The organism is Streptococcus alactolyticus, assembly GCF_012277075.1.
Taxonomy (GTDB): Bacteria; Bacillota; Bacilli; order Lactobacillales; family Streptococcaceae; genus Streptococcus; species Streptococcus alactolyticus.
Map to the genome: position 1 here is coordinate 89,863 of NZ_JAAXMT010000008.1, position 26,843 is coordinate 116,705.

The following is a 26,843-nucleotide window of genomic DNA, read 5'->3' on the forward strand; positions in this document are numbered from 1 at the left end:
AGGCTTTTATGATACAATGGGTAAAGATATGTTAGAAACTGTTTTTAAGAAAGGTTGGTCACAAAAAGATGATTGGGTCATTGATAGTTGGTGCCTTGATTGGTATGATTGCTGGTAGCATTACAAATAGAGGGGAATCCATGGGTTGTATCTACCGCATTTTTGCTGGTTTGGTTGGTTCTTATGTTGGTCAAACCTTATTTGGTTACTGGGGACCTTCTCTAGCAGGCATGGCAATCTTACCTTCGGTTTTAGGGGCTATTATTGTTATTGCTGTTGTGGATTTGTTATTTAGATAAACACTATAAGAGGTTGGGGTAGCGCTATCCTAGCCTCTTTTTGAAAAATTGACGATAAGAGTCTGAAATTTCTGTTTAATTATGATAAAATAATAGGGATACGTAGTTTTATGCAAAGACGAGTTTGTAAGATTGTTGGCTTTTACAGGTTGGTTTTTGTAGAAAACGGGCGTATCAAAATAAAGGTTTTATGAGGAATAATCATGTCAAAACAAACTTTTCAAACGACTTTTGCGGGGAAACCCCTTGTAGTTGAAATTGGACAAGTAGCCAAACAAGCCAACGGTGCCGTTGTGGTACGCTATGGTGAATCAACCGTTCTTAGCGCTGCGGTCATGTCTAAGAAGATGTCTATGGGGGATTTCTTCCCACTTCAAGTTAACTACGAAGAAAAAATGTACGCTGCTGGGAAATTTCCAGGTGGTTTCAACAAACGCGAAGGGCGTCCGACAACAGATGCCACTTTAACGGCCCGCTTGATCGACCGTCCTATTCGTCCTATGTTTGCAGAAGGTTTTCGGAACGAAGTCCAAGTGATTAACACCGTTTTGTCTTACGATGAAAATGCTAGCGCTCCAATGGCAGCCATGTTTGGCAGCTCGCTTGCCTTGTCTATCTCAGACATCCCATTTAATGGCCCAATCGCTGGCGTGCAAGTGGCTTATATCGACGGTGACTTTATCATCAATCCAACAGCCGAACAAAAAGAGCTTTCTCTTCTGGAATTGACTGTTGCAGGGACCAAAGATGCCATCAACATGGTAGAATCAGGCGCCAAAGAATTGTCAGAAGATATCATGTTGGAAGCCCTTCTTAAAGGACACGAAGCTGTACGTGAATTGATTGCCTTCCAAGAAGAAATCGTGGCAGCAGTTGGTAAAGAAAAAGCTGAGGTGGAATTGTTGCAAGTGGACGCTGACTTGCAAGTTGAAATTATTGCTGCCTACAATACTGACTTGCAAAAAGCGGTGCAAGTGGAAGAGAAAAAAGCGCGTGAAGCCGCAACAGAAGCTGTCAAAGAAGAAGTCAGAGCCGTTTATGAAGAACGCTACGCTGAGGATGAAAACTTTGAAACCATCATGCGTGACGTGGCTGAAATCCTTGAACAAATGGAACACGCTGAAGTCCGCCGCTTGATTACCGAAGATAAAATTCGTCCTGACGGTCGTCGTGTGGATGAAATTCGTCCTTTGGATGCTGAAATTGATTTCTTGCCAAAAGTGCATGGTTCAGGGCTTTTCACTCGTGGGCAAACCCAAGCTTTGTCTGTCTTGACCCTTGCTCCAATGGGAGAAACTCAAATTGTAGATGGTCTTGACCCAGAATACAAAAAACGCTTCTTGCACCACTACAATTTCCCACAATATTCGGTGGGTGAAACGGGACGTTATGGGGCTCCAGGCCGTCGTGAAATTGGTCACGGTGCACTTGGCGAACGTGCGCTTGCCCAAGTTCTTCCTAGCTTAGAAGAATTCCCATACGCGATTCGCCTTGTTGCCGAAGTCTTGGAATCAAATGGGTCATCATCACAAGCATCAATTTGTGCGGGAACCTTGGCGCTTATGGCAGGTGGTGTGCCAATCAAAGCTCCTGTTGCAGGGATTGCCATGGGTTTGATTTCTGACGGTAGCAACTACACTATTTTGACGGACATTCAAGGTCTTGAGGACCACTTTGGTGACATGGACTTTAAAGTGGCGGGAACTCGCGAAGGGATTACGGCCCTTCAAATGGATATCAAGATTGAAGGCATTACCCCACAAATCTTGCAAGAGGCCCTTGCTCAAGCGAAAAAAGCGCGTTTTGAAATCCTTGACTTGATTGAGGCAACTATTCCAGAACCACGTGCTCAATTAGCACCAACTGCACCAAAAATTGATACCATTAAGATTGATGTGGATAAAATCAAGGTGGTTATCGGTAAAGGTGGCGAAACTATTGATAAAATCATCGAAGAAACAGGTGTTAAGATTGACATTGACGAAGATGGAAATGTATCGATCTTCTCTTCAGACCAAGCAGCTATTGACCGTGCCAAAGAGATTATTGCTGGTTTGGTGCGTGAAGCCAAGGTCGGTGAAGTTTACCGTGGCAAGGTGGTTCGTATTGAAAAATTCGGCGCCTTTGTCAACCTCTTTGACAAGACAGATGCCCTTGTTCACATTTCAGAAATCTCATGGACTCGCACGGCAAATGTGGCAGATGTCCTAGAAGTCGGTGAAGAAGTTGACGTCAAAGTCATCAAAGTTGACGACAAAGGACGTGTGGATGCTTCGATGAAAGCCCTCTTGCCACGCCCAAAACGTGTTGAGCGTACACCAAAAGAAACAGACTAAAAAAGAAGGAATAGTGGCTTTATCCAAGCTCTCTGACAAAGAGGTCGTGGATAATCCATTTTGGATAGAAATATGACAAATCAAAATGAACTGGACTTGCGTTTGCGTGCTTTTGTCAACGCACCAGATAACTTTTTAGATAGCGTTGCTTTAGTCAATGCTTTACACAATACTCCAGTATTGGCGAGCAAAGAGCCTTATGCCGTTGAGGTAGAAGGGCAAAAAGTCACTCCAGTCTTTACAGATCAAGAGGATCTAGAAACTTTTAAACAAGACCAAGCCAGTGCTAGAGAACAAGAGTGGGTGGAACGCCTAACCATTGACATTTTAAGAGAAGTAATTGAAAAAGGCTTGTACGGTATTGTCTTTAACTTGAAAAAATCAGGTGATTTTGGCAATTCAACCATTTTCAAGAGCAGCGAATTCATTCAATTTTTAAATGCTTACACCACGATTTTAAACAAGCTCATGGGGGATGACAATCTCGCTGCGGATGTGCTTGATAAGTTCTATCTGGTGCCAGCTTTTGTGCATCCACGTGATGACGAAAGCTTTGACCGTATGTTCCCAACCATGTCAACACCTGACGGGGAAAGCTACGTGCCTGCCTTTTCAAACCTGCAAAGTTTTGCAAAATGGTATAACCACGATGAGTTTGGTTTGCCTTTCCGTAAAGCACAGGGCAGCATTTTGGTTTGGAATTTAGCGGAAATTTACCAGCCAGGACATGGTGAAAACGATATTGACGAAACGGTTGGTGTGGTGATCAATCCGTTTGACGAACAACAAATTTTAGTGAATTGGTCAGAAATTGATGAGTAAAGGAGAGTGTCTATGGGTTGGTGGAAAGAAACAATTGAAATCGTTAAGAAGAATGATCCAGCAGCTCGTAACTCTCTGGAAATTATCTTAACGTATCCTGGTATAAAAGCTTTAGCGGCCCATCGCTTATCCCATTTTTTGTGGCAACACGGCTTTAAATTGTTGGCGCGGATGCACAGTCAGTTTTGGCGTTTTTGGACGCAAATTGAAATTCATCCTGGTGCTGAAATTGCTGAGGGCGTTTTTATTGACCATGGTTCAGGGCTTGTCGTTGGGGAAACGGCCATTGTTGAAAAAGGTGTTATGCTGTACCATGGTGTTACCCTTGGTGGTACGGGAAAAGACGTTGGTAAACGCCACCCAACCGTGCGTGAGGGAGCCCTAGTGTCCGCCCACGCCCAAGTGATTGGTCCTATAGAAATCGGAAAAAATGCGAAAGTCGGTGCGGCTGCTGTTGTGGTTTCAGATGTGCCAGCAGATGTGACCGTTGTTGGGGTGCCAGCAAAAGTGGTGCGTGTTCACGGGAAAAAAGACGAAACGATTATTCACGATATGGAAGAAAATCGCGAATACTACACGTCTAAGTTGGAAGAAGCCCGTTATCAAAGCTTGCATTCGTCAAAACTTTAGACCAAACGACAAGTGGAGAAAAAAGATGACAATTAAGATTTATGATACAATGACTCGAAGTTTGCGTGAATTTGTGCCCATAACCGAAAATACGGTTAATATGTACGTCTGCGGACCAACGGTTTACAATTACATTCACATTGGAAATGCACGTAGCGTGGTGGCTTTTGATACTATTCGCCGCTATTTTGAATACCGTGGCTACAAGGTCAACTACATTTCTAATTTCACGGATGTGGATGATAAAATCATCAAAGGTGCGGCTGAAGCTGGTATGGATACCAAGGCTTTTTCAGACAAATTCATCGCTGCTTTCTTGGAAGATGTGAAACAACTAGGCGTCAAGCCTGCTACTAAAAATCCACGTGTTATTGATTACATGGACGAGATTATTGATTTTGTCAGTGTTTTGATAGATAAGGGATTTGCCTATGAGGTTGGTGGCGACGTGTATTTCCGTGTAGCCAAAAGCCATAATTATGCTAAACTGGCCAACAAAACCCTAGCTGATTTGGAAGTGGGGGCCAGTGGTCGTGTGGACGGCGAAGGCGATATTAAGGAAAATCCGTTGGATTTTGCGCTTTGGAAGGCAGCCAAACCTGGCGACGTGTCTTGGCAAAGTCCTTGGGGTGAGGGGCGTCCTGGTTGGCATATTGAATGCTCGGTTATGGCGACAACCCTTCTTGGCGATACCATTGATATTCATGGTGGGGGAGCCGATTTGGAATTTCCGCACCATACCAATGAAATTGCCCAATCAGAAGCCAAGACTGGCAAGACCTTTGCAAACTACTGGATGCACAACGGTTTTGTCAATGTGGACAATGAAAAAATGTCAAAATCGCTGGGTAATTTTGTGACAGTCCACGATATGTTGAAAACAGTGGACGGGCAAGTGTTGCGTTTCTTCCTTGCCACCCAACAATACCGCAAACCTATCAATTTCACAGAAAAAGCCGTGCATGACGCTTCTGTCAATTTGAAATATTTGAAAAATACGTATACCTTGCCTCTAGGTCAAGCAGTTGATTCAGCTGAATTGGCGGCTTTCAAGGCTGATTTTGAAGCGGCTATGGACGATGATTTCAACACCGCAAATGGTATCACTGTTGTCTTTGACATGGCAAAATGGATTAACTCAGGCAATTATGACCAAGCGGTTAAGGATACTTTTGCGGCTATGCTGGCTGTCTTTGGTATTGTCTTTGAAGAAGAAGTCTTGGATGCGGATATCGAAGCCTTGATTGAAAAACGCCAAGAAGCGCGTGCCAACAGAGATTTTGCGACTGCCGATGCCATTCGTGACCAATTGGCCGCACAAGGTATCAAACTGCTAGATACCAAAGATGGGGTGAGGTGGACACGTGACTAAGGTAGATGTCAATCTCATCAACGGTATTGCCCTAGCTTTTGAAGGCGATGCGGTTTATTCCATGTACATTCGCAAGCACTTGATTTTTCAAGGCTTAACCAAACCCAATCAATTGCACCGCAAGGCAACTAAGTACGTGTCTGCCAAAGCCCAAGCTTACCTTATCAATCTGATGCTAGAAGCGCAGCTATTGACCGAAAAAGAAGAAGATATCTACAAACGCGGTCGCAACACCAACAGTCACACCAAAGCAAAAAATGCGGACGTTGTGACTTATCGGATGTCAACAGGTTTTGAAGCCGTGATGGGCTATCTGCACATGACAGACCAAATTGAGCGTCTGGAAGAGCTCATTGATTGGTGCATTCAAACAATTGAAAACGAGAATTGAGATAAAAGATTAGTCTTGGTCAGTCAAAGCGAGGCTAATCTTTCTTTGTGTCTTTTGACTAATGAGGTGACGATGAAAAATCGGGTGTTATCAGAATTTACAGACCAAAAAATCAAGACCGTTATGCTGGACTTGTTGCTAGAAAAGCCCTACTCCAAAATCAGAATAACGGATATCACAACTCTGGCCAATATCAATCGAACAACTTTTTGTTTGTTTTACCAGTCAAAAGAGGAGTTGGTTCAGTGCATTTGCGAGGACTACCTCACTCAGTATGGGCAGGAACTGAAAGAATCCTTGGAAACGGGAAATTTAGATTTGACACTTGTGGTGCGTTATTTTGACAATTTACCCAAGCAAAAAGACTTGCTCAAAGTGATTTTTCGCTGGATTTTCCCAAATACCATCCTGACAGGGAAATGCAAGCCACGATTGAAAAGGTTATTTTGGATATTTTTTCGCACAAGTACCCTCATGTGCCACAGTATCGGCTTCATTACTTTGAGACCTTATTTGCGGCAAACACCTTAGCCACGATTAAATGGCAATTGACCAAGCCTGATGAATGTTCGGTTGAAGAAGTAGCTGCTATGATTCAGCTTGCCATGACCAGCGGTTTGGAAAGTATTTTACTCGACAAATAATGATTTTTGTCTTTGACTTTGTAAATTGATGCGATAGACTGCTAAAAAACGAAAGAAAAGGAGTCACATTATGGTTAAACTTGTCTTTATCGTTGGATCACTACGTAAAGGATCGTTTAATGAACAATTAGCGAAAAAAGTAGAAAGTCTATTGCCAAAACACGTGGACGTTTCATATCTTAGTGTTGATTTACCTTTAATGAACCAAGATTTAGAAATCCCAGTCTTACCAGAAATCTAAGCTATTCGCGATCAAGTGATGGCAGCAGATGCCCTTTGGATTTTCACGCCAGCTTATAACCATGCTATTCCAGGAAGCTTGAAAAATGCTTTGGATTGGTTGAGCCGTTCTTTGGATTTGTCTGACTTGCGTGGACCATCGGCCTTGCAAGATAAATTTGTCACAGCTTCTTGTGTGGCTAACGGACAATCTCCAGAAGATGTCTTTGAACAACTCATCCCTTTGTTGAATTGGCTTAGAACACGCGTGGTGGAACCTTTCACAGGTGTTCCAATTAACCCAGAAGCTTGGGGAGATAACAAACTCGTTGTTTCTGATGATGTTGTAAACCAATTAGAAACCCAAATCAAAAACCTTCTTGCTGCGATATCAGCAGATGACAAGTAAGCTACTAAATAAACTGAGCCAGTTCTCGTATGAGGACTGGCTTTCGTGTTATAATAGTCCTATGAAGAAAAAAGAACTTAATGACATGACTGATATTGTTTATGGTGTGCACGCTGTTACAGAAAGCTTGGCCGCCAATACTGGAAATAAACTCTACATTCAAGATGACTTGCACGGCAAAAACGTAGAAAGCATGAAACAATTGGCTGCCGACAAGAAAGTGTCTATTTCATGGGTGCCTAAAAAAACTTTGAATGACATGACTAACCACGCCGTTCACCAAGGCTTTGTCTTGCGAGTATCCGCTTTTTCTTATGCTGATTTGGATGCCATTTTAGATAAAGCCAATCAAGAGGATAATCCTCTTATCTTGATTTTGGACGGTTTAAATGACCCTCATAATTTTGGGTCTATTTTGCGAACGGCTGACGCAACCAATGTGGCAGGGGTGATTATCCCCAAACACCGTGCGGTCGGAGTGACGCCTGTTGTGGCTAAAACGTCAACAGGTGCTGTGGAACATGTTCCTGTTGCCCGCGTGACCAACCTCAGCCAAACCCTAGACAAACTAAAAGAGCAAGGTTTTTGGGTGTTTGGAACGGACATGAACGGCACCCCTAGCCATAAGTGGAATACCGCAGGGAAATTAGCCTTGATTATTGGTAACGAAGGAAAAGGCATTTCACCAAATATCAAAAAGCAAGTCGATGAAATGATAACCATTCCTATGAACGGACACGTTCAGAGCCTAAACGCCAGCGTAGCAGCTGCGATTTTGATGTACGAGGTTTTCCGTCATAAATTAGGCTAAACCCTCAAAAACCTCTAGGAAGGAAACAAAATGAAGCAAAAAATCCTTTTGGTTGATGGTTACAATATGATTGCTTTTTGGCAAGAAACACGTCAATTATTCAAAAAGAATCAGCTTGATGCTGCCAGAACGCTCTTGTTACGCAGGCTTAACAACTATGCCCATTTTGAGCATATTGATATTATTTGCGTGTTTGATGCCCAATACGTCCCTGGTGTTCGCCAACGTTATGACCAGTACAAAATCCAAGTGATTTTTACAGAAGAAGATGAAACGGCTGACGCTTATATTGAACGCACCGCAGCAGAATTAAACACACCACGTCATTTGGTGGAAGTAGCAACCAGCGATTTAAATGAGCAGTGGACGATTTTCTCACAAGGTGCCTTGCGCGTGTCGGCGCGTGAGTTGGAGCAGCGGGTTGCCGAGATCGGCTCTAATTTGAGGAAAATGTCACAGCAGATTGATTTGTCAACGCCTAAACTTCGCCCTTGGAATGACAGCCAATTAGACCAGCTCAAGCAATTTTTGAATGATTTGTCCTAAGTTTTTGCTGCCCTTTCAAAAGTTATAGTTAGCCATAAGTATTTTGTATAACTGCTAGGTCCCTTTTGGTTTGACAAACGTGATATAATGTAGGGCATTAAGGGAGTGAGTTTTATGCAGTTAACTTATGCCGTATTAGGAAGTGGCGCTATGGGTTTGCGTTTTGGGTTGTTGCTTAAAGAGCATCTTGGAGCGCAGGTGGATTTTATTGACACTTGGGAAGAGCATATAAAGACCGTGATAGAGCAAGGTGGGGTCTACCAATCTCGCGATGGCAAAGACAGGCACTTGGTGCCGATACCCCTTCAGCGACCTGAAGAGTATAAAGGTAAACCTGATGTTTTGCTGGTTTTTGATAAGCAAATGCACTTAGCAACCTTGCTCGAGCGTAGCCAACATATTTTCCGTGAAGAACAGCACGTTTTCACAGGAATGAATGGTGTGGGGCACATTGAAGCCTTGAATCGTTATTTTGTACCAGAAAAAGTCTTGGCAGGAACTTGTTTGATTGGAACAGTCTTAAAAGGGGCGGGTGATGTTGACTTCATCGGAAAAGCAGGATCGGGTTCGGTGAATCTAGCTGCCCAATCAGGCAATCTTGATGCTGTCCAAAAACAGATTGTTGCTGATTTTGAAACTTCCAATTTGACCCCTCATCTCACGGATAACTTTTTAGGGACACTTTACACCAAAGTAGTCTTTAATTCAGTCATCAATACGATTTGTACGCTATTTGAAATTCGGATGGGGCAGTTTATTGATTACGAAGGGGCTGAAAAGCTAGGTCGTCAGCTGATTGACGAAGCTTACGATGTTGCTGATTTAGCGGGCATAAAACCCTTGGGCAGTCGTGACGAAGAATGGCAAACCATCCATTATGTAAGCAAGGTGACAAGCCCACTGCATTACTCATCCATGTATCAAGACATGAGTAAAGGGCGCCAAACAGAAGTGGATTATATCAATGGCTACATTTATGATTTAGGGCAAAAATACGGCTATCAAGCTAAAACACATGATTTTCTAAGACACTTGGTTCATTTAGCGGAAAATACCCGAAAATACCGTTAAATCAAGCTATCAAGAAATACAAAACATAAAAAAAGATAGTAGGTAATGCTTGACTAACTACTATCTTTTCTGTTATTATAATAGATGGTATTGTTTACCCCATTTGTAAGGCCCCGGAACCTTTCAAATAACTCGTGGATTCGGAACACCCACACTTTGTAAACAAAAACGAATTCGTATAGGAGAACTCATGAACAAAACAACATTCATGGCCAAACCAGGCCAAGTTGAACGTAAATGGTACGTTGTTGACGCAACAGATGTACCTCTTGGACGTCTTTCTGCAGTAGTTGCTAGCGTACTTCGCGGAAAAAACAAACCAACATTTACACCACACACTGATACAGGTGACTTTGTGATTGTTATCAATGCTGAAAAAGTTAAATTAACTGGAAAAAAAGCAACTGATAAAATCTACTACACTCACTCAATGTACCCAGGTGGATTGAAACAAATCTCAGCAGGTGAACTTCGCTCTAAAAACGCTGTTCGCTTGATTGAAAAATCAGTTAAAGGCATGCTTCCACACAACACTCTTGGACGTGCACAAGGTATGAAATTGAAAGTCTTCGTTGGTAACGAGCACACACATGCTGCACAAAAACCAGAAGTACTTGATATCAAAGGACTTATCTAAGAGAGAAAGGAGCATCTATTAAATGGCACAAGCACAATACACAGGTACTGGTCGTCGTAAAAACGCTGTTGCACGCGTACGTTTAGTTCCAGGTACTGGTAAAATCACAGTTAACAAAAAAGATGTAGAAGAATACATCCCACATGCTGACCTTCGTCTTGTTATCAACCAACCATTTGCAGTAACATCAACTGAAGGTTCATACGACGTTTTCGTTAACGTTGTAGGTGGTGGTTACGCAGGTCAATCAGGCGCTATCCGTCATGGTATTGCACGCGCTCTTCTTCAAGTTGACCCAGATTTCCGTTCTTCACTTAAACGTGCAGGTCTTCTTACACGTGACGCACGTATGGTTGAACGTAAAAAACCAGGCTTGAAGAAAGCTCGTAAAGCATCACAATTCTCAAAACGTTAATCAATACGATACTATCAACGTTTACAGACATTCAAGAATTTTCTCTTGGATGTCTTTTTTGTATAAAAAATAGTTGTTTTTCGGAAAGTTAGCTATTAATATTTATCAATGATAAAAATAGCATGTTTTAAGGGACTGACCCCAAAAAGTGAGAATTTAATAAAAAGACTTGACATAATTCGTTTACAATGGTAAACTTCTTTTAAAGATATTCGTTTACATCTGTAGACAACTAGGAGGAAGGAGAATGAGCACAATAGAATTTAATACTTATATCACAGATGCAGAATGGGAAGTCATGCGTGTAGTTTGGGCAAATGATCGAGTAACTAGTAAAAAAGTCATTTCCGTATTGCAAGAAAAAATGGACTGGACACAATCCACTATCAAAACGATCTTAGGTCGATTAGTTGAAAAAGGCGTACTAAATACAGAGAAAGAAGGTAGAAAGTTTATTTACACTGCCAATATTGAAGAGAAAGAAGCCGTAAGGAATTATGCAGAAGATATTTTTAAACGTATTTGCAATAAGAATGTCGGAAATGTAATCGGAAGCATCATTGAAGATCATGTTTTAAGCTTCGATGATATAGATCGACTAGAAAAAATATTAGAGATGAAAAAATCTTTCGCAGTAGAAGAAGTGGATTGCAATTGTCCAGAAGAACAATGCGAATGTCATTTACATCATCATTAAGCATAAGGAGGAATTTAAAATGAATAATGACAACAAATATTCGTCCCATAATCACAGCGGGCACAGTGGGCATGATCACAGCGGGCACAGTGGGCATAATCACAGCGGGCACAGTGGGCATAATCACAGCGGGCACAGTGGGCATGCCCACCATCATCACGGAAGCTTTAAGGAACTTTTCTTAAAGTCATTGCCACTAGGAATCATTATTATGTTCTTTTCCCCTTTGCATGGATTTAAACTACCATTCCAGTTTACTTTTCCATATTCTGATATTGTAGTAGCTATTTTATCTACTATATTAATTATTTATGGCGGACGTCCATTCTATCAAGGTGCAGTTGACGAATTTAAACAAAAAAAACCTGGAATGATGGCACTCGTTTCTTTAGGTATAAGTGTTTCATATTTATACAGTATTTATGCTGTGATCATTACCTACGTAACGGGTGAACACGTGATGGACTTTTTCTTTGAATTTGCTTCATTACTATTAATCATGCTATTAGGTCACTGGATTGAGATGAAAGCTATTGGAGAAGCAGGAGACGCACAAGCAGCATTGGCTAAGTTAGTGCCGAAAGATGCTCACGTTGTATTAGAAGACGATTCAATTGAAACACGACCAGTTGCTGACTTAAAGGTAGGTGATTTAATTCGTGTTCAAGCCGGAGAAAATGTGCCAGCAGACGGGATTATCGAGCGTGGCGAATCACGTTTAAATGAAGCTCTTCTAACTGGGGAGTCAAAAGCAGTAAAAAAAGGCCCTGGCGATGAAGTAATCGGAGGCTCAACAAATGGAGAAGGGGTTCTTTATATTAAAGTTAATGAGACAGGTGATCAATCCTTCATCTCTCAAGTTCAGAATTTAATCAGCCAAGCTCAAAGTCAGCCTTCCAGAGCAGAAAATATTGCTCAAAAGGTTGCAGGGTGGCTCTTCTATATTGCTGTTATTGTCGCGCTAATTGCTTTTGTAGTGTGGATGATTATTAGAGATATCCCAACGGCAGTTATATTTACTATTACTACATTAGTTATTGCTTGTCCGCACGCATTGGGTCTGGCTATTCCATTGGTAACCGCCCGTAGCACAAGCTTAGGAGCTAGCCGTGGCTTACTAGTAAAAGACCGCCAAGCCTTAGAAATAGCTCAAGATGCAGATGTGATTATTTTAGATAAAACGGGTACTTTAACAACTGGTGAATTTAAAGTATTAGATGTAAAACTTCTTAATGACAAATATACAAAAGAGGAAATCATTGCCTTATTGGCAGGTATTGAAGGAGGATCTAGCCACCCAATTGCTCAATCAATTATAAGTTTCGCCGAGCAGCAAAATATACGTCCAGCATCTTTTGATTCGATTGATGTGATTTCCGGTTCTGGAGTAGAGGGTAAAGCAGGTGGGCACCGTTACCAATTAATCAGTCAAAAAGCCTATGGACGTAATCTTGATATGGATACTCCAAAAGGAGCAACTCTTAGTGTCTTAGTAGAAAATGATGATGCCATTGGTGCTGTAGCTTTAGGGGACGAATTAAAACCAACGAGTAAAGAGTTAATTAAAGCTCTTAAAAAGAACAATATTCGACCAATTATGGCAACAGGTGATAATGAAAAAGCGGCTCAAGGCGCGGCAGTAGATTTAGGGATTGAATATAGATCAAATCAATCTCCACAAGACAAATATGAGTTAGTTAAAACACTTAAAGATGAAGGAAAGAAAGTTATCATGGTAGGTGATGGTGTAAATGATGCTCCTTCTCTTGCCTTAGCAGATGTTGGTATAGCTATAGGTGCTGGAACTCAAGTTGCGTTGGATTCAGCTGATGTCATATTGACTCAATCCGATCCAGGAGATATTGGATCATTCATTGATTTAGCACACAAAACAACTCGTAAAATGAAACAAAACCTATTTTGGGGAGCTGGTTATAACTTTATAGCTATCCCTCTAGCTGCAGGAATTTTGGCTCCTATTGGTATCACATTAAGCCCTGCATTAGGAGCAATCCTAATGTCTGTGTCAACAGTCATCGTCGCCATTAATGCTATGTTATTACGTTTAGATCCAAAAAATAACGGTTAACAGATTGAATGATGGAAACTCCTTAAAGTATCAAGATACAATAGTTTTACAGGAGAAAAAGAGATGTAAGTAATGGCTCTTTGTAAAATCGTGTTGGTAGAAGTAGACGATTTTTCTACCAACACGATTTTTAATTTATTATAGAACTGATTTCTGTTAAAATCCTAAAAGCCACCTATTTCGACAGTTTTATAGCTTGTTATTCTATTTTCTTGACAATAATACCACCGTCTCCACACGTTTTTTAACCATAAAAAGCCACCTCCATGAGCATTTGATTATATTGTACCAAATCCAACTTGGAGGTGTTTTTATTTAATTCTCATTTACGGGGGTCAGTGCCAATTAAAATTGCGTATTTTTTATTTAAAATGTATTAGAATTAAATTCATATAAAATATGCACGAAAAATAAATCAAAATTAAAAAGTACAAATTAATGAAGTGATTATTGATAAAAATAGTTAATAATTGGTTAAACAAAATATATAACTCGTTTATAAATTTATAGAAATGAACCATTATAAATCTCCTCTTAAATATTGAAAAAACCATTGGCAGTGGACATACTTTAAGACTATATATTTCTGAAACTAGTTTCACAATACAAATATTGACATGCAATTATTAATTGGTGGATTTTAAGTTGACATCTACAAAGCTTAATGTTAGAATACATTCAAAAATATATTTGAATGAGGTGTTTTATGATTCAAAATGTTGTTACTTCAATAATCCTGTATTCTGGGACAGCCGTAGACTTACTTATTATCCTAATGTTATTTTTTGCCAAAAGAAAAAGCAGAAAGGACATCATTAACATCTATTTAGGACAATTTCTAGGCTCTGTTAGTCTAATATTCCTAAGTTTGCTTTTTGCATTTGTCTTAAATTATATTCCTAGTAAAGAGATTTTAGGTTTGCTCGGTTTGATTCCAATTTTCCTAGGCCTCAAAGTTTTGCTTTTAGGAGATTCTGATGGAGAAGCTATTGCAAAAGATGGTTTGCGCAAAGATAATAAAAACCTAATTTTTCTAGTTGCTATGATTACTTTTGCAAGTTGTGGTGCTGACAATATTGGTGTTTTTGTCCCATATTTCACTACCTTAAATTTAACGAATTTGATAGTAACTTTACTTACTTTTCTAGTCATGATTTATCTCTTGGTTTTTTCTGCCCAAAAATTGGCACAAGTCCCTTCTGTTGGAGAAATTTTGGAAAAATATAGCAGATGGTTTATTGCCAGTGTTTATTTAGGACTGGGGATATATATCCTGATTGAAAACAACGTTTTTGACATGCTATGGACTTTGTTAAGCTAGGAGAAAATATTATGAAAAAAGATAGTATCTGCCAAGTGAATGTTATAAATCAACAAAATGTTACAACCGCAACGAACTACCTTGAAAAGGAAAAAGTCCAAAAATCACTTCGCATTTTATCAAAGTTTACCGATAGTAAACAGATAAATATCATCTTTTATCTCCTTGCTGTTGAAGAACTCTGTGTCTGTGATATAGCCTTTTTACTAGATCTCAGTATGGCATCTGCATCCCACCATCTTCGTAAACTAGCCAATCAAAACATCTTGGGCACTAGAAGAGAGGGGAAAATTATATATTATTTTATAAAAGATGAGGAAATCAAAGACTTTTTTAATCAACTAGGATAACAACTATTTTTACTACTTTACCATGATTATATATAGGACTTATCTATGAAATTTTTTGATGAAAATTACTCACAAGAAATACCTACTCGTATCAAATGTTTAAGAAAAAAGTATAATTTAAAGCAAAGCGACCTAGGTAATGCAGGTCAAGTTAGCCAAGTTGAAAAGGGAGGAATTTGAAAGAATTTGTATCTTTTATTTTTTGTTTCATTTATGCCTTATGCTACTGGAATAGTTAGTAGTCATTTCATGAATCATACGGCACAGCTCTTTTATGGACTGATCGTTATTGTTTCAACGGTAGCAAACTGGTTTTTACATAAAGTAATTGATAAACCCAATATAGATCAGAAAGAATTACTTGAAGCTACCGCACAATATAGGAAGTTATTGATACCTGACCTAATAATTAAAGGAGTGGGATTGATTCTATCCCTAATTCTCTATCCTCCGATTATGATGTATAGTATTTTAATTGCGGCATTTTACATCATAACTTTAAAAACACTATCCGAAAAAAGAGTGAATAACTAAAAAACGGTGACCAAAGTTAGGTGTATTATTTTAATGCTTAGAGACCTAAACTATTCCCCTATTTTAAAAATATTGATTCAGATTTTATGAAATTAAAAAGTAGATATTGTTCAGAAAATCCTTGATATTACGCTGTTTTTAGTCCAACTGAAATCCATACTTTCCAAACCAGGTCTTAAGAAAGCTCGTAAAGCTAGCCAGTTCTCAAAACGTTAAGAACCAGCTACAATACAGACTTTACAGCACTTCATGGTTCACACCATGGAGTGTTTTTTTAGTAATTTTTAGCAAAATTCACACCACTTTTCACACCAAATTCACACCATTACTTTTTAAGGTTACGGTAGGCGATTTCACCAACAGCCATTGGTATGACATTTGAAGTATTGACATAGGTCTTAGTTGTAAATGTGTCGCTATGCGTTAAAGCCTCTGAAATGGCTTCTAGTGATGTGCCAGATTGTTTGGCAAGAGTTGCCCCTGTATGACGTAATTTATGAGGTGTAGCGTGTATTAGTTCCTTATGACGGCGTTCGACTGACTTCATCTTATTATTAAGATAATCAGCATGTAAGAGACTATTAACGTTTCCTTTTGTGTCAATATAAGTAAAGACATACTGTTCATCAGATTGAATAATATTGAATTTTGCTAATTCCAATTTTTGTTGCTTTTTCCAAGCACGGAGTAAATCAGCTAGCTCAATAGGAATATGGAAAGTTGTCTTTTTATTACCCTTAGTTGATTTTGGATTTTTATACTTATCCAAGGCTTTCACTAACTGAATTTCTTGTTTCTTTAGGTTAATGTGCTTCCATTGTAAGGCGTAGCTTTCAGATTTTCTATCTCCTAAGAAAAAAGTTGTATAGAATAACACATAATCTTTGAATAGAAGTTTGTCGTTTTCTAAATCTTCTTCAAAAGCTGTGAACCATGCTTGTAGTTCTGATTGTGACAGATACAAATCTTCATCATTTTTAGCCTCTTGTAGTTTGATTTTTTTAGTTGCCTTAATACGGCTAATGGTTCTAGAGAGACGATTAGTTTCGATATATTCTAATTCCTCAGCCCAATCAAAAATAGAGTTAACATAGCTTCTGATGACTTTGAAGTTGGCATATTCTTCTGCTTTTTGGGTCAATAGGTTCAAAACAACTTGTTTATTTTGATTGAGAAAATCAATAGAATAATTTCCAAGCAAGGGTAGGATATGTTTTCTAAAGACAATTTCTGTACCGTCAATAGTAGCTTGTGAAGGTGGTTTTGTGGTAGATGTTGTTTGACCTACTTTATAGGATTCCCACCAAATATTGTGATAAAAATCGGAAAAGAGGATTGTGAAAAGGCAACACTTTTCTGTACAATTTTTATAAAGTGTTTTTCTAAGCGATGAGTCGAATAGCCATTGGTGTTTGGTAATTGAGACTGCCATGAATCCGATGATAGTTCCACCAATGGACATAATCTCTCGTTTTGGCAGCTAATTCCTCAAGCGTACGGAAACTTTCTTGGTTAATAAATTCGATTTTAAAAGCACAGTAAGTACTTTCTGCTACAGCGTTATCGTAAGGACAGCCAGCTTGGCTTAACGAGCGAGTAATATCAAAAGCTTCAAGCATCTCATCAATCAGCTGATTATCAAATTCCTTGCCACGATCTGAGTGAAATAGATTTACTTTCGTCAGAGCGTAAGGAATACTCTGGATGGCTTGCTTAACCAGTTCTGCTGTCTTATGCCAACCAACTGACAATCCTATAATTTCACGATTATAGAGGTCGATAATGAAGCAAACATAAGCCCAGCGGTTCTTGACACGAACATAGGTAAGATCGGTAACGATGGCCTCTAAGGGATTCTTGGCATCAAACTGACGGTCGAGGTGGTTGGGGATTGGTGCCTCATTTTTTCCCTTGGAATAAGGTTTAAAAGCAGCTTCTTGATAGAGAGACACTAGATTTAGTCGTTTCATCACGCGGCGAATACGACGGCGTGATACCGTGACCCCTTCTTGCTCCAGCTTTTGCTTGATTTTTCTAGCTCCATAGCGCTTCTGATTCTCTAAAAAAATCTTCTCAACGGACGCTTCAAGCTCTGACTCAGCAACAAGGTCAGCTGCCTTATAGTAGTAGCTAGACCGAGGTATTCCTAGCAGGCGACACATAGCTGAAACACTGTATTTATCCTTGTTAGCAGTGATTACTTCCCTTTTTGTGCCATAATCACCGCTGCTTGCTTTAGGATGTCTACCTGCATTTCCAATTCTTTGTTTCGTTTTCTAAGGGCAATCAGTTCACGTTGTTCATCTGTCAGATTATCAACCGACTTAAACGATCCAGTCGTTCTTGCTTGTTTTACCCACTTATCAAAAGTAGATGGGGTTAAGTCATATTCTTGAATGAGTTCACTGCGTTTTCTTCCTGCTTGGTGAAGATCAACAATTTGTTGCTTAAAATCATCCGTAAAGTGACGACGTGGTTTTCTAGACATAATTTTCTCCTTTATTGGTTCAAGTGTAGAACACTTTATAAATTCTGTCTAGTTTAGTGTAACCTATTCAGTTTCTCTGCTCGTAAAAGCCTAGAACCTTTTGATAAATCGCAATAGTAAAAAGCCTTGGTTTCAGGCTCTTTGTCAACTGTAGTGGGTTGACTTATAATTACATGCGAGAGAGGACTTTGGTCCTCTCTTTCTTGATGTTCAAAGTGATAAGTATTTTTGTTTTGAAGTTGTCGAAATTTCGAAAACCAAATGCTTGTCGTTTGATGTCTTTAATGAGTTTGTTAGTGGCTTCAAGTCTAGCGTTAGAAAACGGTAATTCTAAAGCATTGGTGATGTGGTCTTTGTATCTGATGAAGGTCTGGAAAACCTTCATAAACGCTGGATTGACAAACTTTTTATGTTCTTGAATGAGGGAAAAAAAGTGGTCGTCATGCTTTTCTTGAAAATGATATAGGAGAAGTTGATAGAGCTTATAGTGGTCTTTGAAATCATTTGAGAAAGTCAAAGCTTTTTCGATGATTTCTTTAGGTGTTCTTGTTTCCCTAAGAGTTCTAGAATAAAACTGTTTTTGAGATAGTCTACGACTGTCCTTATGTAAGATTCTCCAGTGATTCTTCATAATCCGATAGGGCAGCTCGTGCTTATCAAACTGTTTCATGATAGCGATTCTAGTGGCCATCATGGCCCGATTAAGGTGCTGGATAATGTGGAAGCGATCGAGGACGATTTTTTCATTTGGAAAGAGTTGTTTAATGATGGGGATGTAAGCTCCGGACATATCGCAAGTAACGACTTTGACGGCCTCTCTAGCTTGCCTAGAGTATTGGTAGAAATAGTTTTTGATCGTCGTTTGGCGATTATTTTCCAAGATTGTGATGATTTTTCTAGTCTGATAATCTTGGGCAATGAAGGCCAGTTTTCCTTTGTTTCTTGAAAATTCGTCCCAAGACAAGACCTCTGGTAAGCTGTTATAGTTCTCTTTGAAAGTGAACTGGACTAGTTTTCTTTGCACGGTTGAGACAGAAACATGAACTAAATCAGCGATAGCAGAATTGGTCATACTTTTGGTATGGGACTCGGTAATTTTTTTCCAAATGGGCTCAGAGATTTGATGATTTTTCTTAACTAGTGGGGTTTCAGAGACAGTCACCCGTTTACAGGCTTTGCACTGGAAGCGCCTCTTTTTGAGTAGGAGTACCGTAGGCATAAAGGCAGTGTCTGGGATAGGGATTTTAGAAGGCTTTTGAAAGTCGTACTTGATCATAGTCCCTTGACAATGGGGGCATAAAGGGGCAGTATAATCTAGTTTAGCGTAGATTTCACGGTGGCTGCCACAATCAAGAGCCTTTTGAATGGTAATATTATTGTCTTTAATTCCGATGAGATCTGTGGTATTATTAATCTGTTCCATAAGTCACTTTCTAATGAGTTGTTTTGTCGCTTCTTATTATAAGTCTTATGGGACTTTTTTTACTCAAAAAAGCCCTATAATCTCAAAAGTGGCATTACCCACTACAGAAATTATAGAGCCAATTATATTAGGATTACAATAATGAGTGAAACTATTTAAAAAATAATGTATATTCTGGGGGGATTTTTATGTCAAAACCAAAACTGGAGGATGTAGCTCATCTGGCGGGTGTTTCTAAAACAACTGTATCGCGTGTATTAAATAACAGAGGATCTTTGAGTGAGAAAACTAAGCGCAAAGTTTTTGATGCTATGGAGGAGTTGAATTATTATCCAAATGAAGTTGCTAGATCTTTGTTTGGTTCTAAAACACATCTTATCGGCCTTTTGTTTCCTACGACTGCCAATCCTTTCTTTGGTGAATTAATTTATTGTTTGGAGACAACTCTATCTAAATTAGGATATAAGGTATTGCTTTGTAATACTAATAATAATCGTGAAAAGGAAATTGCCTATCTCAAGATGCTTCTTAGTAATCAAGTCGATGGCATTATTGTGTGCGGAAATAATCAACATATTGATTTGTATAAGGATATGACTGCTCCTGTCGTTTCTTTTGATTGGAATGTTTCAGAAAAAATTCCGACTATCCAAAGTGATAACCTAAATGGGGCTAAGATGGCAACGCGTTATTTATTGGATAAGGGGTATCGTCAAGTTTTTCACGTACATTCTCCACAGTTCGAACAATCACCAAGCTCTTTAAATCGTAAATGTGGATATGAGCTTGCTATGAAAGAAGCAGGTATGTCTACTTTGTATTTTGAGTTAGATTTTGATTTAGATTTTAGGGAAAAACGTCAGAGACTAGAAACTTTTTTAGCATCTAATGAGATAGAGGGTATCTTTGCGACTGATGATGTGACTGCTTTAATGATTAGAGATATCTGCAATCATAGTCAAAAAGATATAGATATTGTGGGTTATGATGGAACAAGGCTGATTCGAGGACTTTATCCTGATTTCGTTACAGTAGTTCAGCCAATTGAGGATTTATCAAAGGTTTTAATTACCACTTTGGAAAAATTAATCGATGGTGAAGAACTATCAGAAGATGAGATGGAAATTATTTTACCGGTTCATTTGAGTTAATTTAGTAAAGAGTATTAAGGAGGTGAAAATCTCAAAAAATATTTTGTCAACCGGTTGACAATTTGGTAGATTAGCAGTAGAATATAGTCAAAAGAAAGCGTTATCAAAAACTTTCTTTGCAACACTCGGAAAATGGAGGAGTGATATGAAACAAGATCCAAATCAATTTGTGGAGCAAGAGGCTAACAAAATAGAGCGACGCTTTAAGCCCCATTATCATATTAGTGCAGAGTCCGGTTGGCTTAATGACCCCAATGGCTTGGTTTACTTCAAGGGAGAATATCATGTGTTCTTTCAACATCATCCTTATAGTGCTAAGTGGGGACCTATGCACTGGGGGCATGTTAAGAGTAAGGATCTGGTGCACTGGGAACGTTGTCCGATTGCTTTAGAGCCTGGCAATGACTATGATAAAAATGGTTGCTTTTCAGGAAGTGCTATTGTACACGAGGATAAGCTTTATCTGATTTATACAGGGCATGTTTATACCATTGGAGAAAACGAGCCAGATATTTTTACAGAAAATCAAAATATCGCTATTAGTAGCGATGGGGTTCACTTTGAAAAATACCAAGGTAATCCAGTAATTGCTGCACCTCCAAGTGATTCAGCTCATCATTTTCGAGATCCAAAAGTGTGGAAAGAAGATGACACTTTCTATATGATTTTAGGGAATGCAACTCCTGATGAGCATGGGAGAGTCATCTTGTATCAATCTGATAACCTACTTGACTGGGAATATGTAGGGGTTCTAAATGATACTAAACCACTAGGGTTCATGTGGGAATGTCCGGATTTCTTTCCTCTTGATGATCAGTATGTTTTGAGTTTTTCCCCTATGGGATTGAAGCAATCAGGAGATAGATTTGCTAATATTTTCCAAACAGGCTATATGATTGGCAGCTATGACAAAGATGAGCATCATCTTCAGGCAGGTCAATTTTATGAAATGGATCATGGTCATGATTTTTATGCCTTGCAAACTTTTGAAGATGATAAGCATAGACGGATTGCTGTAGCGTGGTTGGATATGTGGGAGACTCCCTTTTATGAGGAGGCTGATGGTTGGTCAGGAATGCTGACATTACCAAGAGAACTAAGTATTGGTCCTGATGGTAAGATTTGGCAAAGTCCTGTAGCAGAACTTGAGAATCTGAGACTAGAAGAAATTACTCATATTCAGGAACACCTAAATTCAAAAGAAGTTTCTCTTGATACCCACCAGGCTGAGGTGTTGCTAAAGATGGGAAAAACAGGTAACCATCAAAGCATCAAGATTACAGATCAAGAAGATTTAGAGCTATCTTTGGATTTTGATCATAATAACAATAAGGTAGCTCTCATTCGAAATGGTCAAGTAAGACGAACCAATTTAGAGATTGAAGACACTATCGAAGTTAGGGTGTTCTTAGATTCATCATCTGTTGAAATCTTTTTACAAGGTGGTCAAGTAACTTTTAGTAGCCGTATTTTTCCGGTGGGAAATCTTAAATTGACTTTTGAGAATCGAGAATTAACAGATACAGACTGTGTAGTTTACCAATTAGATCAAGTTATTCATTAATTTTTTAAAATAAATTGTCAACCGATTGATAATAAAGAAGGATATTATGAAAACATTAGACAAAAAACTTCCATTAAATACTCATGATATAGATGTTTTGACTGTTGGAGAGGTTTTGATTGATATGATTGAGCTTGACGGTGCTTACCATCCATTTTTTGGAGGATCTCCAGCCAATATTGCTATGAATATCAAAGCTTTAGGGGGACGCTCAGCTTTAGTAGCTGCTGTTGGTCGTGATAGACTAGGCGATTTTCTCAAGAAAACAATCGACGAAAGAGGTCTTAAAGATGGCCTAATTCAAGAAAAAAATGCCTCAACGAGTATGGTTTTGGTGAATAAGACTCAAGGAACTCCGCTACCGATTTTTTATCGTGGGGCAGATTTTCAAATAGACTACACAGATGAGTTGAAAAACTTGGTTTCCAACAGTAAAATTCTTCATTTTTCATCTTGGCCTATTTCTCAACCACATTCTCGTGCAACTATTGAAAAGATGATTCAACAGGCTAAGCAAGAAGGTATCTTGGTTTCATTTGATCCTAATTATCATCCAGATATCTGGGAAGAAGGACATGACGGTATTGCTTATATTAAACAGTTGTTGAAAGATATTGATATCATCAAACCATCTGAAGATGATGCTGAGCGTATTTTTGGTCCCGACACAGTCGATAATCAGTTGCAAAAATTCTTGGATTTAGGTGCCAAATTAGTTGTGATGACTCTAGGTAAGGATGGCTTAGTTGTTGCTACTAAAGATCAACGACTTAAGAAAGCTAGTCTAGCTACGAAGGTGGTTGATGCGACTGGTGCTGGTGATGCCTTTTGGTCAGGTTTTTACACTAGTTTATGTAAGGGGCATAAGATAGAGGATGCTGTTGATGATGGTAGTCGTACATCTGCTTATAAATTAAGATATGTGGGAGCGGTAGTAGATCTACCGAAATTAGAGTCATTGGAGGATGCTTTAAATGGTTAAAAATAAGGTACAGCTGATTACTTATCCAGATTCATTGGGCGGTGATTTAAAGGCGTTGAAACATCATTTGGATACCTATTTTCCAAAGGTCTTTGAAGGGGGCATTCATATCTTACCGCCTTATCCATCTTCTGGTGATAGAGGGTTTGCTCCACTAACTTATTTTGAAATTGATCCTAAGTTTGGAGATTGGTCAGATATTAAGGATTTAGCTGAAGATTATGATTTGTTACTTGATATCATGGTGAATCATATTTCACAACAGTCCCCTTATTTCCAAGATTTTTTGAAAAATGGGCGTGATTCTCAGTATGCTGATTATTTCTTAACACTTGAAAAAATCTGGAAGGATGGTCAACCTGTTCAATCTGATATTGATCAAATGTTTCTTCGTCGTGAACAACCTTATTCTGAATTTGTGATTGAAAAGACGGGTGAGGTTGAAAAGGTTTGGACTACTTTTGGAAAAACGACACCTTCAGAGCAGATTGACTTAGATGTGCATTCGGAGCAGGTTAAGCAATTATTTATAGATATTTTTAAACATTTCCATGAAAATGGGATTAAGATTGTTCGCTTGGATGCGGTGGGCTACGTGTTGAAGAAATTAGGAACATCTTGTTTCTTTGTTGAACCGGATATTTATGAATTTTTAGACTGGATTATGGCTGTTGCGGAGTCTTATGAGATTGAGTTGTTACCAGAGGTACATTCGCATTATTCTATTCAATACCGACTAGCTGAGCATGGTTGCTGGATTTATGATTTTATTTTACCTTATCGAATTTTTGAAGCTTTGAGTAGAGAAAATGGAGAAGCACTAGCGCACTATCTCCAAACTAGACCACATAAGCAGTTTACGATGTTAGATTGTCATGATGGTTTACCGGTTAAACCTGATTTAGATGGTCTTATCGATAGTAAAGAAGCGCGTGAATTAGTTGATTTGTCACTTGAACGTGGAGCTAATTTGAGTTTGATCCTTTCAGAGGAGCATAAAGATGCAGATGGATTTGATGTTCATCAAATTCGCTCTACTATCTATTCTTTATTTGGGGAGGATGATGACACTTATCTGGCTGCTAGAGCCTTACAACTCTTTGCTCCTGGTATTCCTCAGATTTACTATGTGGGATTGTTAGCAGGAAAAAATGATAATGAGGCTGTGGAAAAAACAGGTGAAGGTCGTGAAATAAATCGTCACAATTTTGATGAAGCAGAGATTTCACAAGCTGCTGAAAGTTCTGTAGTTAAGCGCTTAGTAAAATTAATCCAATTTAGAAATACTTATGCTGCCTTTGATGGTGAATTTTCAGTAGATGGTTCACAAAATAATATTTTGGAACTAAGTTGGAAAAAAGACGATGTCGCTTGTAGATTAAGCGTTGACCTAGTTCATAAGACTTCTAGAGTAACTTACCTAGATGGTAATAAAGAAGCAAGCTTTGATATTTAAGTTCTGGAAAGGATGTAACCTTATGAAGGTAAAAAAATTACTTTTGGGATTTGGAATTTTAGCGCTAGCAAGTACATTTTTAGTTGCTTGTTCACAACAAGAATCACAAAAAGTGACCACGATTGAAGTATTCTCGCAAAAGCCTGAGACAAAAGATGTACTACAGAGTATTATCAATGACTTTGAGAAAGACAATAAGGATATAAAGGTAAAATTTACTAATGTTCCTAATCCAGGTGAAATGTTAAAATCACGTGTCTTTGTTAATAAAACTCCAGATATTGTTCACTTATTCCCTATTAATACTGAATTTAAAATGTGGGCTAAAAAAGGTCTATTTGAAGACTTGTCCAATGAATCTTTCATGAAACGTCTTAAACCGGGAACTGCTGATAGTTATGCTATTGATGGAAAAGAGTATACTATTCCTTTGAATGTAAATGGTTATGGTTTCTTCTACAATGCAACAAAATTTAAAGAGTTGGGACTAAAAGAACCAACAACGTATGCAGAGTTTAAAGACTTAATTAAAACAATCAAAGCTAAAGGAGAGGTGCCATTCGCTTTATCTCTGTCATCTGCTGATTCTTGGACATTGAAGGGCTACGGCCAAATTGCATGGGTATTAGGAAATGGTGGTAGTAGTAAAAAAGCACAAGACTATCTTAGATATTCATCATTATCAAGTATTAATCCACAAGATAAAATTTTTAAAGAAACATTAAACTATCTGGATTTAATCAGAGAAAATGGTCAGCCGAATGCTTCTGGTGCGTCTTATAATGATGCTATTACAGCTTTTGATACCGAGCAAGCTTTGATATTACCACAAGGGATTTGGGCTTTGCCAGCTATTAATCAACAAAACCCTAAGTTTGAGATTAAGAGTTTTGCTTTTCCAGGTGAACAGCCAGGACAAGAAAAAATCGCTGGCTCAGCAGACTTGGCTTACTCTATCTCAGCCAAATCTCCTCACAAGAAAGAAGCTAAACGATTTTTAGAATACCTTACTCGCCCTGAAGTTTTCCAAAAATACTATGATGTTGATGGTTCTCCAACGACGATTAAGGGAGTTAAAGAAAATAAAAAATTTGCAGCAACTCAAGGTATTACAAAATATGCCTTTACAGATCAACGCTTTGACTGGTTACACAAAGACTGGGATAGTGCTGATGAATTTGATTCTTTAACCTCTAACTATGAACGTAGTGGTGATACTAATCAATTAGCTCAACAATTGAATGCTTTCTTCAATCCAATGAAAGAAAAAGATAAGGAGAGATAGTATGAGTGAGAAAAAACGCCCCTTTAATCAGGTTTGGTCTAAATACTGGCCTTACTTATTTGTCATAGTTCCCTTATTGTTACAGTTAATTTTCTTTTTTTACCCAGTTTTGAAAGGTTTCTTATATTCTTTTACGAACTGGTCTAGCGGTATTCCAGGAGACTATGAATTTATCGGTTTAAGAAATTATATCCAAGCCTTCCAAGATCCTAAATTTCTTAAAAGTATTAGTTTCACGGTTCTATTTACATTTATTATTATAGCTGGTTCTATTGTATTTGGGATTTTGATTGCTAGAGCTCTAAATCACAAATTTAGAGGACAATCTTTCTTTAGAGCAACCTTCTTCTTCCCAGCGGTTTTATCTACGGTTACCATTGGTATGATTTTTTCTAAAATCTTTAACTATGGTATTGTGGGCCTAGGACATAGTTTACACATCCCATTTTTACAAGAAAACCTTTTGATGAATGAAAAGACCACAGTTTTAGCCGTTTGTTTTGTAGCTCTATGGCAATGGGTGGCTATGCCAGTTGTTATTTTCTTAGCTGGTCTTCAAAGTATTCCTCAAGAAATTATTGAAGCAGCCGAAGTTGATGGGGCAAGTAAATGGAGCACTTTTTGGAATATTGAAATTCCTTTTATCCTTCCAAGTTTGTCAATCGTCTTTATCACAGCTCTAAAAAATGGTATTACTGCCTTTGATAATATTTTGGTACTGACAGCTGGTGGACCAAATGATAAGACTTACTCTCTTGGGCTCTTTATTTATGATGCAGCCTTTAAGAAAATGGCTTATGGTTATGGTTCAGCGATTGCAATCATTCTCTTTGTAATCATTGTTATTCTTTCAATCATTCAAATGAAGATATCTAAGAAGTTTGAAATTTAGGAGCGACAT

Annotated in this window: 26 protein-coding genes and 2 pseudogenes; 25 read left to right on the forward strand and 3 right to left on the reverse strand. The window is 38.6% G+C overall.

Annotated elements, in window-relative coordinates; translation table 11 throughout:
- The first annotated feature begins 68 nt into the window (after positions 1-68).
- The 19 genes and pseudogenes from HFK82_RS05575 to HFK82_RS05660 all read left to right on the forward strand — a co-directional run bounded on the left by HFK82_RS05575 (position 69) and on the right by HFK82_RS05660 (position 15,593).
- Entirely contained in the window at positions 69-299 is a 231-nt protein-coding gene (locus tag HFK82_RS05575) for a GlsB/YeaQ/YmgE family stress response membrane protein (protein ID WP_154454098.1), read from the forward strand.
- Between the two features lie 203 nt (positions 300-502).
- Positions 503-2,635, forward strand: a complete 2,133-nt coding sequence (pnp, locus tag HFK82_RS05580) for a polyribonucleotide nucleotidyltransferase (RefSeq protein WP_168261107.1) — start codon at positions 503-505, stop codon at positions 2,633-2,635.
- A 72-nt stretch (positions 2,636-2,707) separates the two neighbouring features.
- Positions 2,708-3,457 carry an SseB family protein gene (locus HFK82_RS05585; protein WP_168261108.1) on the forward strand — a complete coding sequence of 250 codons (750 nt, stop codon included), beginning with the start codon at positions 2,708-2,710 and terminating at the stop codon, positions 3,455-3,457.
- Positions 3,458-3,469: 12 nt separating this feature from the next.
- Entirely contained in the window at positions 3,470-4,087 is a 618-nt protein-coding gene (gene cysE / locus HFK82_RS05590) for a serine O-acetyltransferase (protein WP_154454095.1), read from the forward strand.
- Between the two features lie 25 nt (positions 4,088-4,112).
- Positions 4,113-5,459, forward strand: coding sequence for a cysteine--tRNA ligase (cysS, locus tag HFK82_RS05595; protein ID WP_154454094.1), 1,347 nt, complete (start codon positions 4,113-4,115; stop codon positions 5,457-5,459).
- A complete protein-coding gene (locus HFK82_RS05600) occupies positions 5,452-5,850 on the forward strand; it encodes a Mini-ribonuclease 3 (RefSeq protein WP_167829241.1) in 399 nt (132 codons plus the stop codon). Before cysS ends, HFK82_RS05600 begins: the two co-directional genes overlap by 8 nt.
- A 419-nt stretch (positions 5,851-6,269) precedes the next feature.
- Complete coding sequence (locus tag HFK82_RS05605; RefSeq protein WP_168261109.1) at positions 6,270-6,494, forward strand: hypothetical protein; 225 nt, start codon at positions 6,270-6,272, stop codon at positions 6,492-6,494.
- A 70-nt stretch (positions 6,495-6,564) separates the two neighbouring features.
- Positions 6,565-7,122 (forward strand): annotated as a pseudogene (locus HFK82_RS05610) (NADPH-dependent FMN reductase).
- A gap of 61 nt (positions 7,123-7,183) precedes the next feature.
- Positions 7,184-7,933, forward strand: coding sequence for a 23S rRNA (guanosine(2251)-2'-O)-methyltransferase RlmB (rlmB, locus tag HFK82_RS05615; RefSeq protein WP_154454091.1), 750 nt, complete (start codon positions 7,184-7,186; stop codon positions 7,931-7,933).
- 30 nt (positions 7,934-7,963) lie between these two features.
- Entirely contained in the window at positions 7,964-8,479 is a 516-nt protein-coding gene (locus tag HFK82_RS05620; RefSeq protein WP_168261110.1) for an NYN domain-containing protein, read from the forward strand.
- 114 nt (positions 8,480-8,593) lie between these two features.
- Positions 8,594-9,550, forward strand: coding sequence for a ketopantoate reductase family protein (locus tag HFK82_RS05625; RefSeq protein WP_168261111.1), 957 nt, complete (start codon positions 8,594-8,596; stop codon positions 9,548-9,550).
- Positions 9,551-9,740: 190 nt separating this feature from the next.
- Positions 9,741-10,187 carry a 50S ribosomal protein L13 gene (rplM, locus tag HFK82_RS05630; protein WP_154455317.1) on the forward strand — a complete coding sequence of 149 codons (447 nt, stop codon included), beginning with the start codon at positions 9,741-9,743 and terminating at the stop codon, positions 10,185-10,187.
- A gap of 22 nt (positions 10,188-10,209) precedes the next feature.
- Positions 10,210-10,602: a 30S ribosomal protein S9 gene (rpsI, locus tag HFK82_RS05635; protein WP_154455316.1), complete on the forward strand. Its 393-nt coding sequence runs from the start codon at positions 10,210-10,212 to the stop codon at positions 10,600-10,602.
- Between the two features lie 247 nt (positions 10,603-10,849).
- Positions 10,850-11,299 carry a CopY/TcrY family copper transport repressor gene (locus HFK82_RS05640; protein ID WP_158185419.1) on the forward strand — a complete coding sequence of 150 codons (450 nt, stop codon included), beginning with the start codon at positions 10,850-10,852 and terminating at the stop codon, positions 11,297-11,299.
- Positions 11,300-11,318: 19 nt separating this feature from the next.
- Positions 11,319-13,388 carry a heavy metal translocating P-type ATPase gene (locus HFK82_RS05645; RefSeq protein ID WP_168261112.1) on the forward strand — a complete coding sequence of 690 codons (2,070 nt, stop codon included), beginning with the start codon at positions 11,319-11,321 and terminating at the stop codon, positions 13,386-13,388.
- A 706-nt stretch (positions 13,389-14,094) separates the two neighbouring features.
- Positions 14,095-14,709, forward strand: coding sequence for a CadD family cadmium resistance transporter (locus HFK82_RS05650; protein ID WP_168261113.1), 615 nt, complete (start codon positions 14,095-14,097; stop codon positions 14,707-14,709).
- An 11-nt stretch (positions 14,710-14,720) separates the two neighbouring features.
- Positions 14,721-15,059 carry a Cd(II)/Zn(II)-sensing metalloregulatory transcriptional regulator CadX gene (cadX, locus tag HFK82_RS05655; protein ID WP_158185422.1) on the forward strand — a complete coding sequence of 113 codons (339 nt, stop codon included), beginning with the start codon at positions 14,721-14,723 and terminating at the stop codon, positions 15,057-15,059.
- Positions 15,060-15,104: 45 nt separating this feature from the next.
- A complete protein-coding gene (locus HFK82_RS09150; RefSeq protein WP_002889641.1) occupies positions 15,105-15,239 on the forward strand; it encodes a hypothetical protein in 135 nt (44 codons plus the stop codon).
- Between the two features lie 69 nt (positions 15,240-15,308).
- Positions 15,309-15,593 (forward strand): hypothetical protein, encoded by a 285-nt coding sequence (locus HFK82_RS05660; RefSeq protein WP_232043651.1) that lies wholly within the window; start codon positions 15,309-15,311, stop codon positions 15,591-15,593.
- Between the two features lie 325 nt (positions 15,594-15,918).
- Here the strand turns inward: HFK82_RS05660 and HFK82_RS05670 are convergent.
- The 3 genes and pseudogenes from HFK82_RS05670 to HFK82_RS05680 all read right to left on the reverse strand — a co-directional run.
- Positions 15,919-16,932 (reverse strand): annotated as a pseudogene (locus HFK82_RS05670) (site-specific integrase); the annotation flags it as partial.
- A gap of 43 nt (positions 16,933-16,975) precedes the next feature.
- A protein-coding gene (locus tag HFK82_RS05675; protein ID WP_168261114.1) for an IS3 family transposase occupies positions 16,976-18,081 on the reverse strand; the annotation gives its coding sequence in 2 pieces (ribosomal slippage) (positions 16,976-17,805 and positions 17,805-18,081; 1,107 coding nt in all).
- Between the two features lie 169 nt (positions 18,082-18,250).
- Positions 18,251-19,504: an ISL3 family transposase gene (locus HFK82_RS05680; RefSeq protein WP_148525831.1), complete on the reverse strand. Its 1,254-nt coding sequence runs from the start codon at positions 19,502-19,504 to the stop codon at positions 18,251-18,253.
- A gap of 188 nt (positions 19,505-19,692) precedes the next feature.
- On the opposite strand from HFK82_RS05680, the gene HFK82_RS05685 reads away from it, so the two are divergent.
- The 6 genes from HFK82_RS05685 (at position 19,693) to HFK82_RS05710 (ending at position 26,834) form a co-directional block, all read left to right on the forward strand.
- The gene (locus HFK82_RS05685; RefSeq protein WP_168261115.1) at positions 19,693-20,655 is read left to right on the forward strand and encodes a LacI family DNA-binding transcriptional regulator; all 963 of its coding nucleotides are present in this window, start codon (positions 19,693-19,695) and stop codon (positions 20,653-20,655) included.
- A 145-nt stretch (positions 20,656-20,800) separates the two neighbouring features.
- A complete protein-coding gene (locus HFK82_RS05690; protein WP_168261116.1) occupies positions 20,801-22,219 on the forward strand; it encodes a glycoside hydrolase family 32 protein in 1,419 nt (472 codons plus the stop codon).
- Positions 22,220-22,265: 46 nt separating this feature from the next.
- The gene (locus tag HFK82_RS05695) at positions 22,266-23,201 is read left to right on the forward strand and encodes a carbohydrate kinase family protein (RefSeq protein WP_148525825.1); all 936 of its coding nucleotides are present in this window, start codon (positions 22,266-22,268) and stop codon (positions 23,199-23,201) included.
- Positions 23,194-24,657, forward strand: a complete 1,464-nt coding sequence (gene gtfA / locus HFK82_RS05700; protein WP_148525823.1) for a sucrose phosphorylase — start codon at positions 23,194-23,196, stop codon at positions 24,655-24,657. Before HFK82_RS05695 ends, gtfA begins: the two co-directional genes overlap by 8 nt.
- Before the next feature lie 22 nt (positions 24,658-24,679).
- Positions 24,680-25,942, forward strand: a complete 1,263-nt coding sequence (locus HFK82_RS05705) for an extracellular solute-binding protein (RefSeq protein ID WP_148525821.1) — start codon at positions 24,680-24,682, stop codon at positions 25,940-25,942.
- A gap of 1 nt (position 25,943) precedes the next feature.
- The gene (locus tag HFK82_RS05710; RefSeq protein WP_148525819.1) at positions 25,944-26,834 is read left to right on the forward strand and encodes a carbohydrate ABC transporter permease; all 891 of its coding nucleotides are present in this window, start codon (positions 25,944-25,946) and stop codon (positions 26,832-26,834) included.
- The last annotated feature ends 9 nt before the right edge of the window (positions 26,835-26,843 follow it).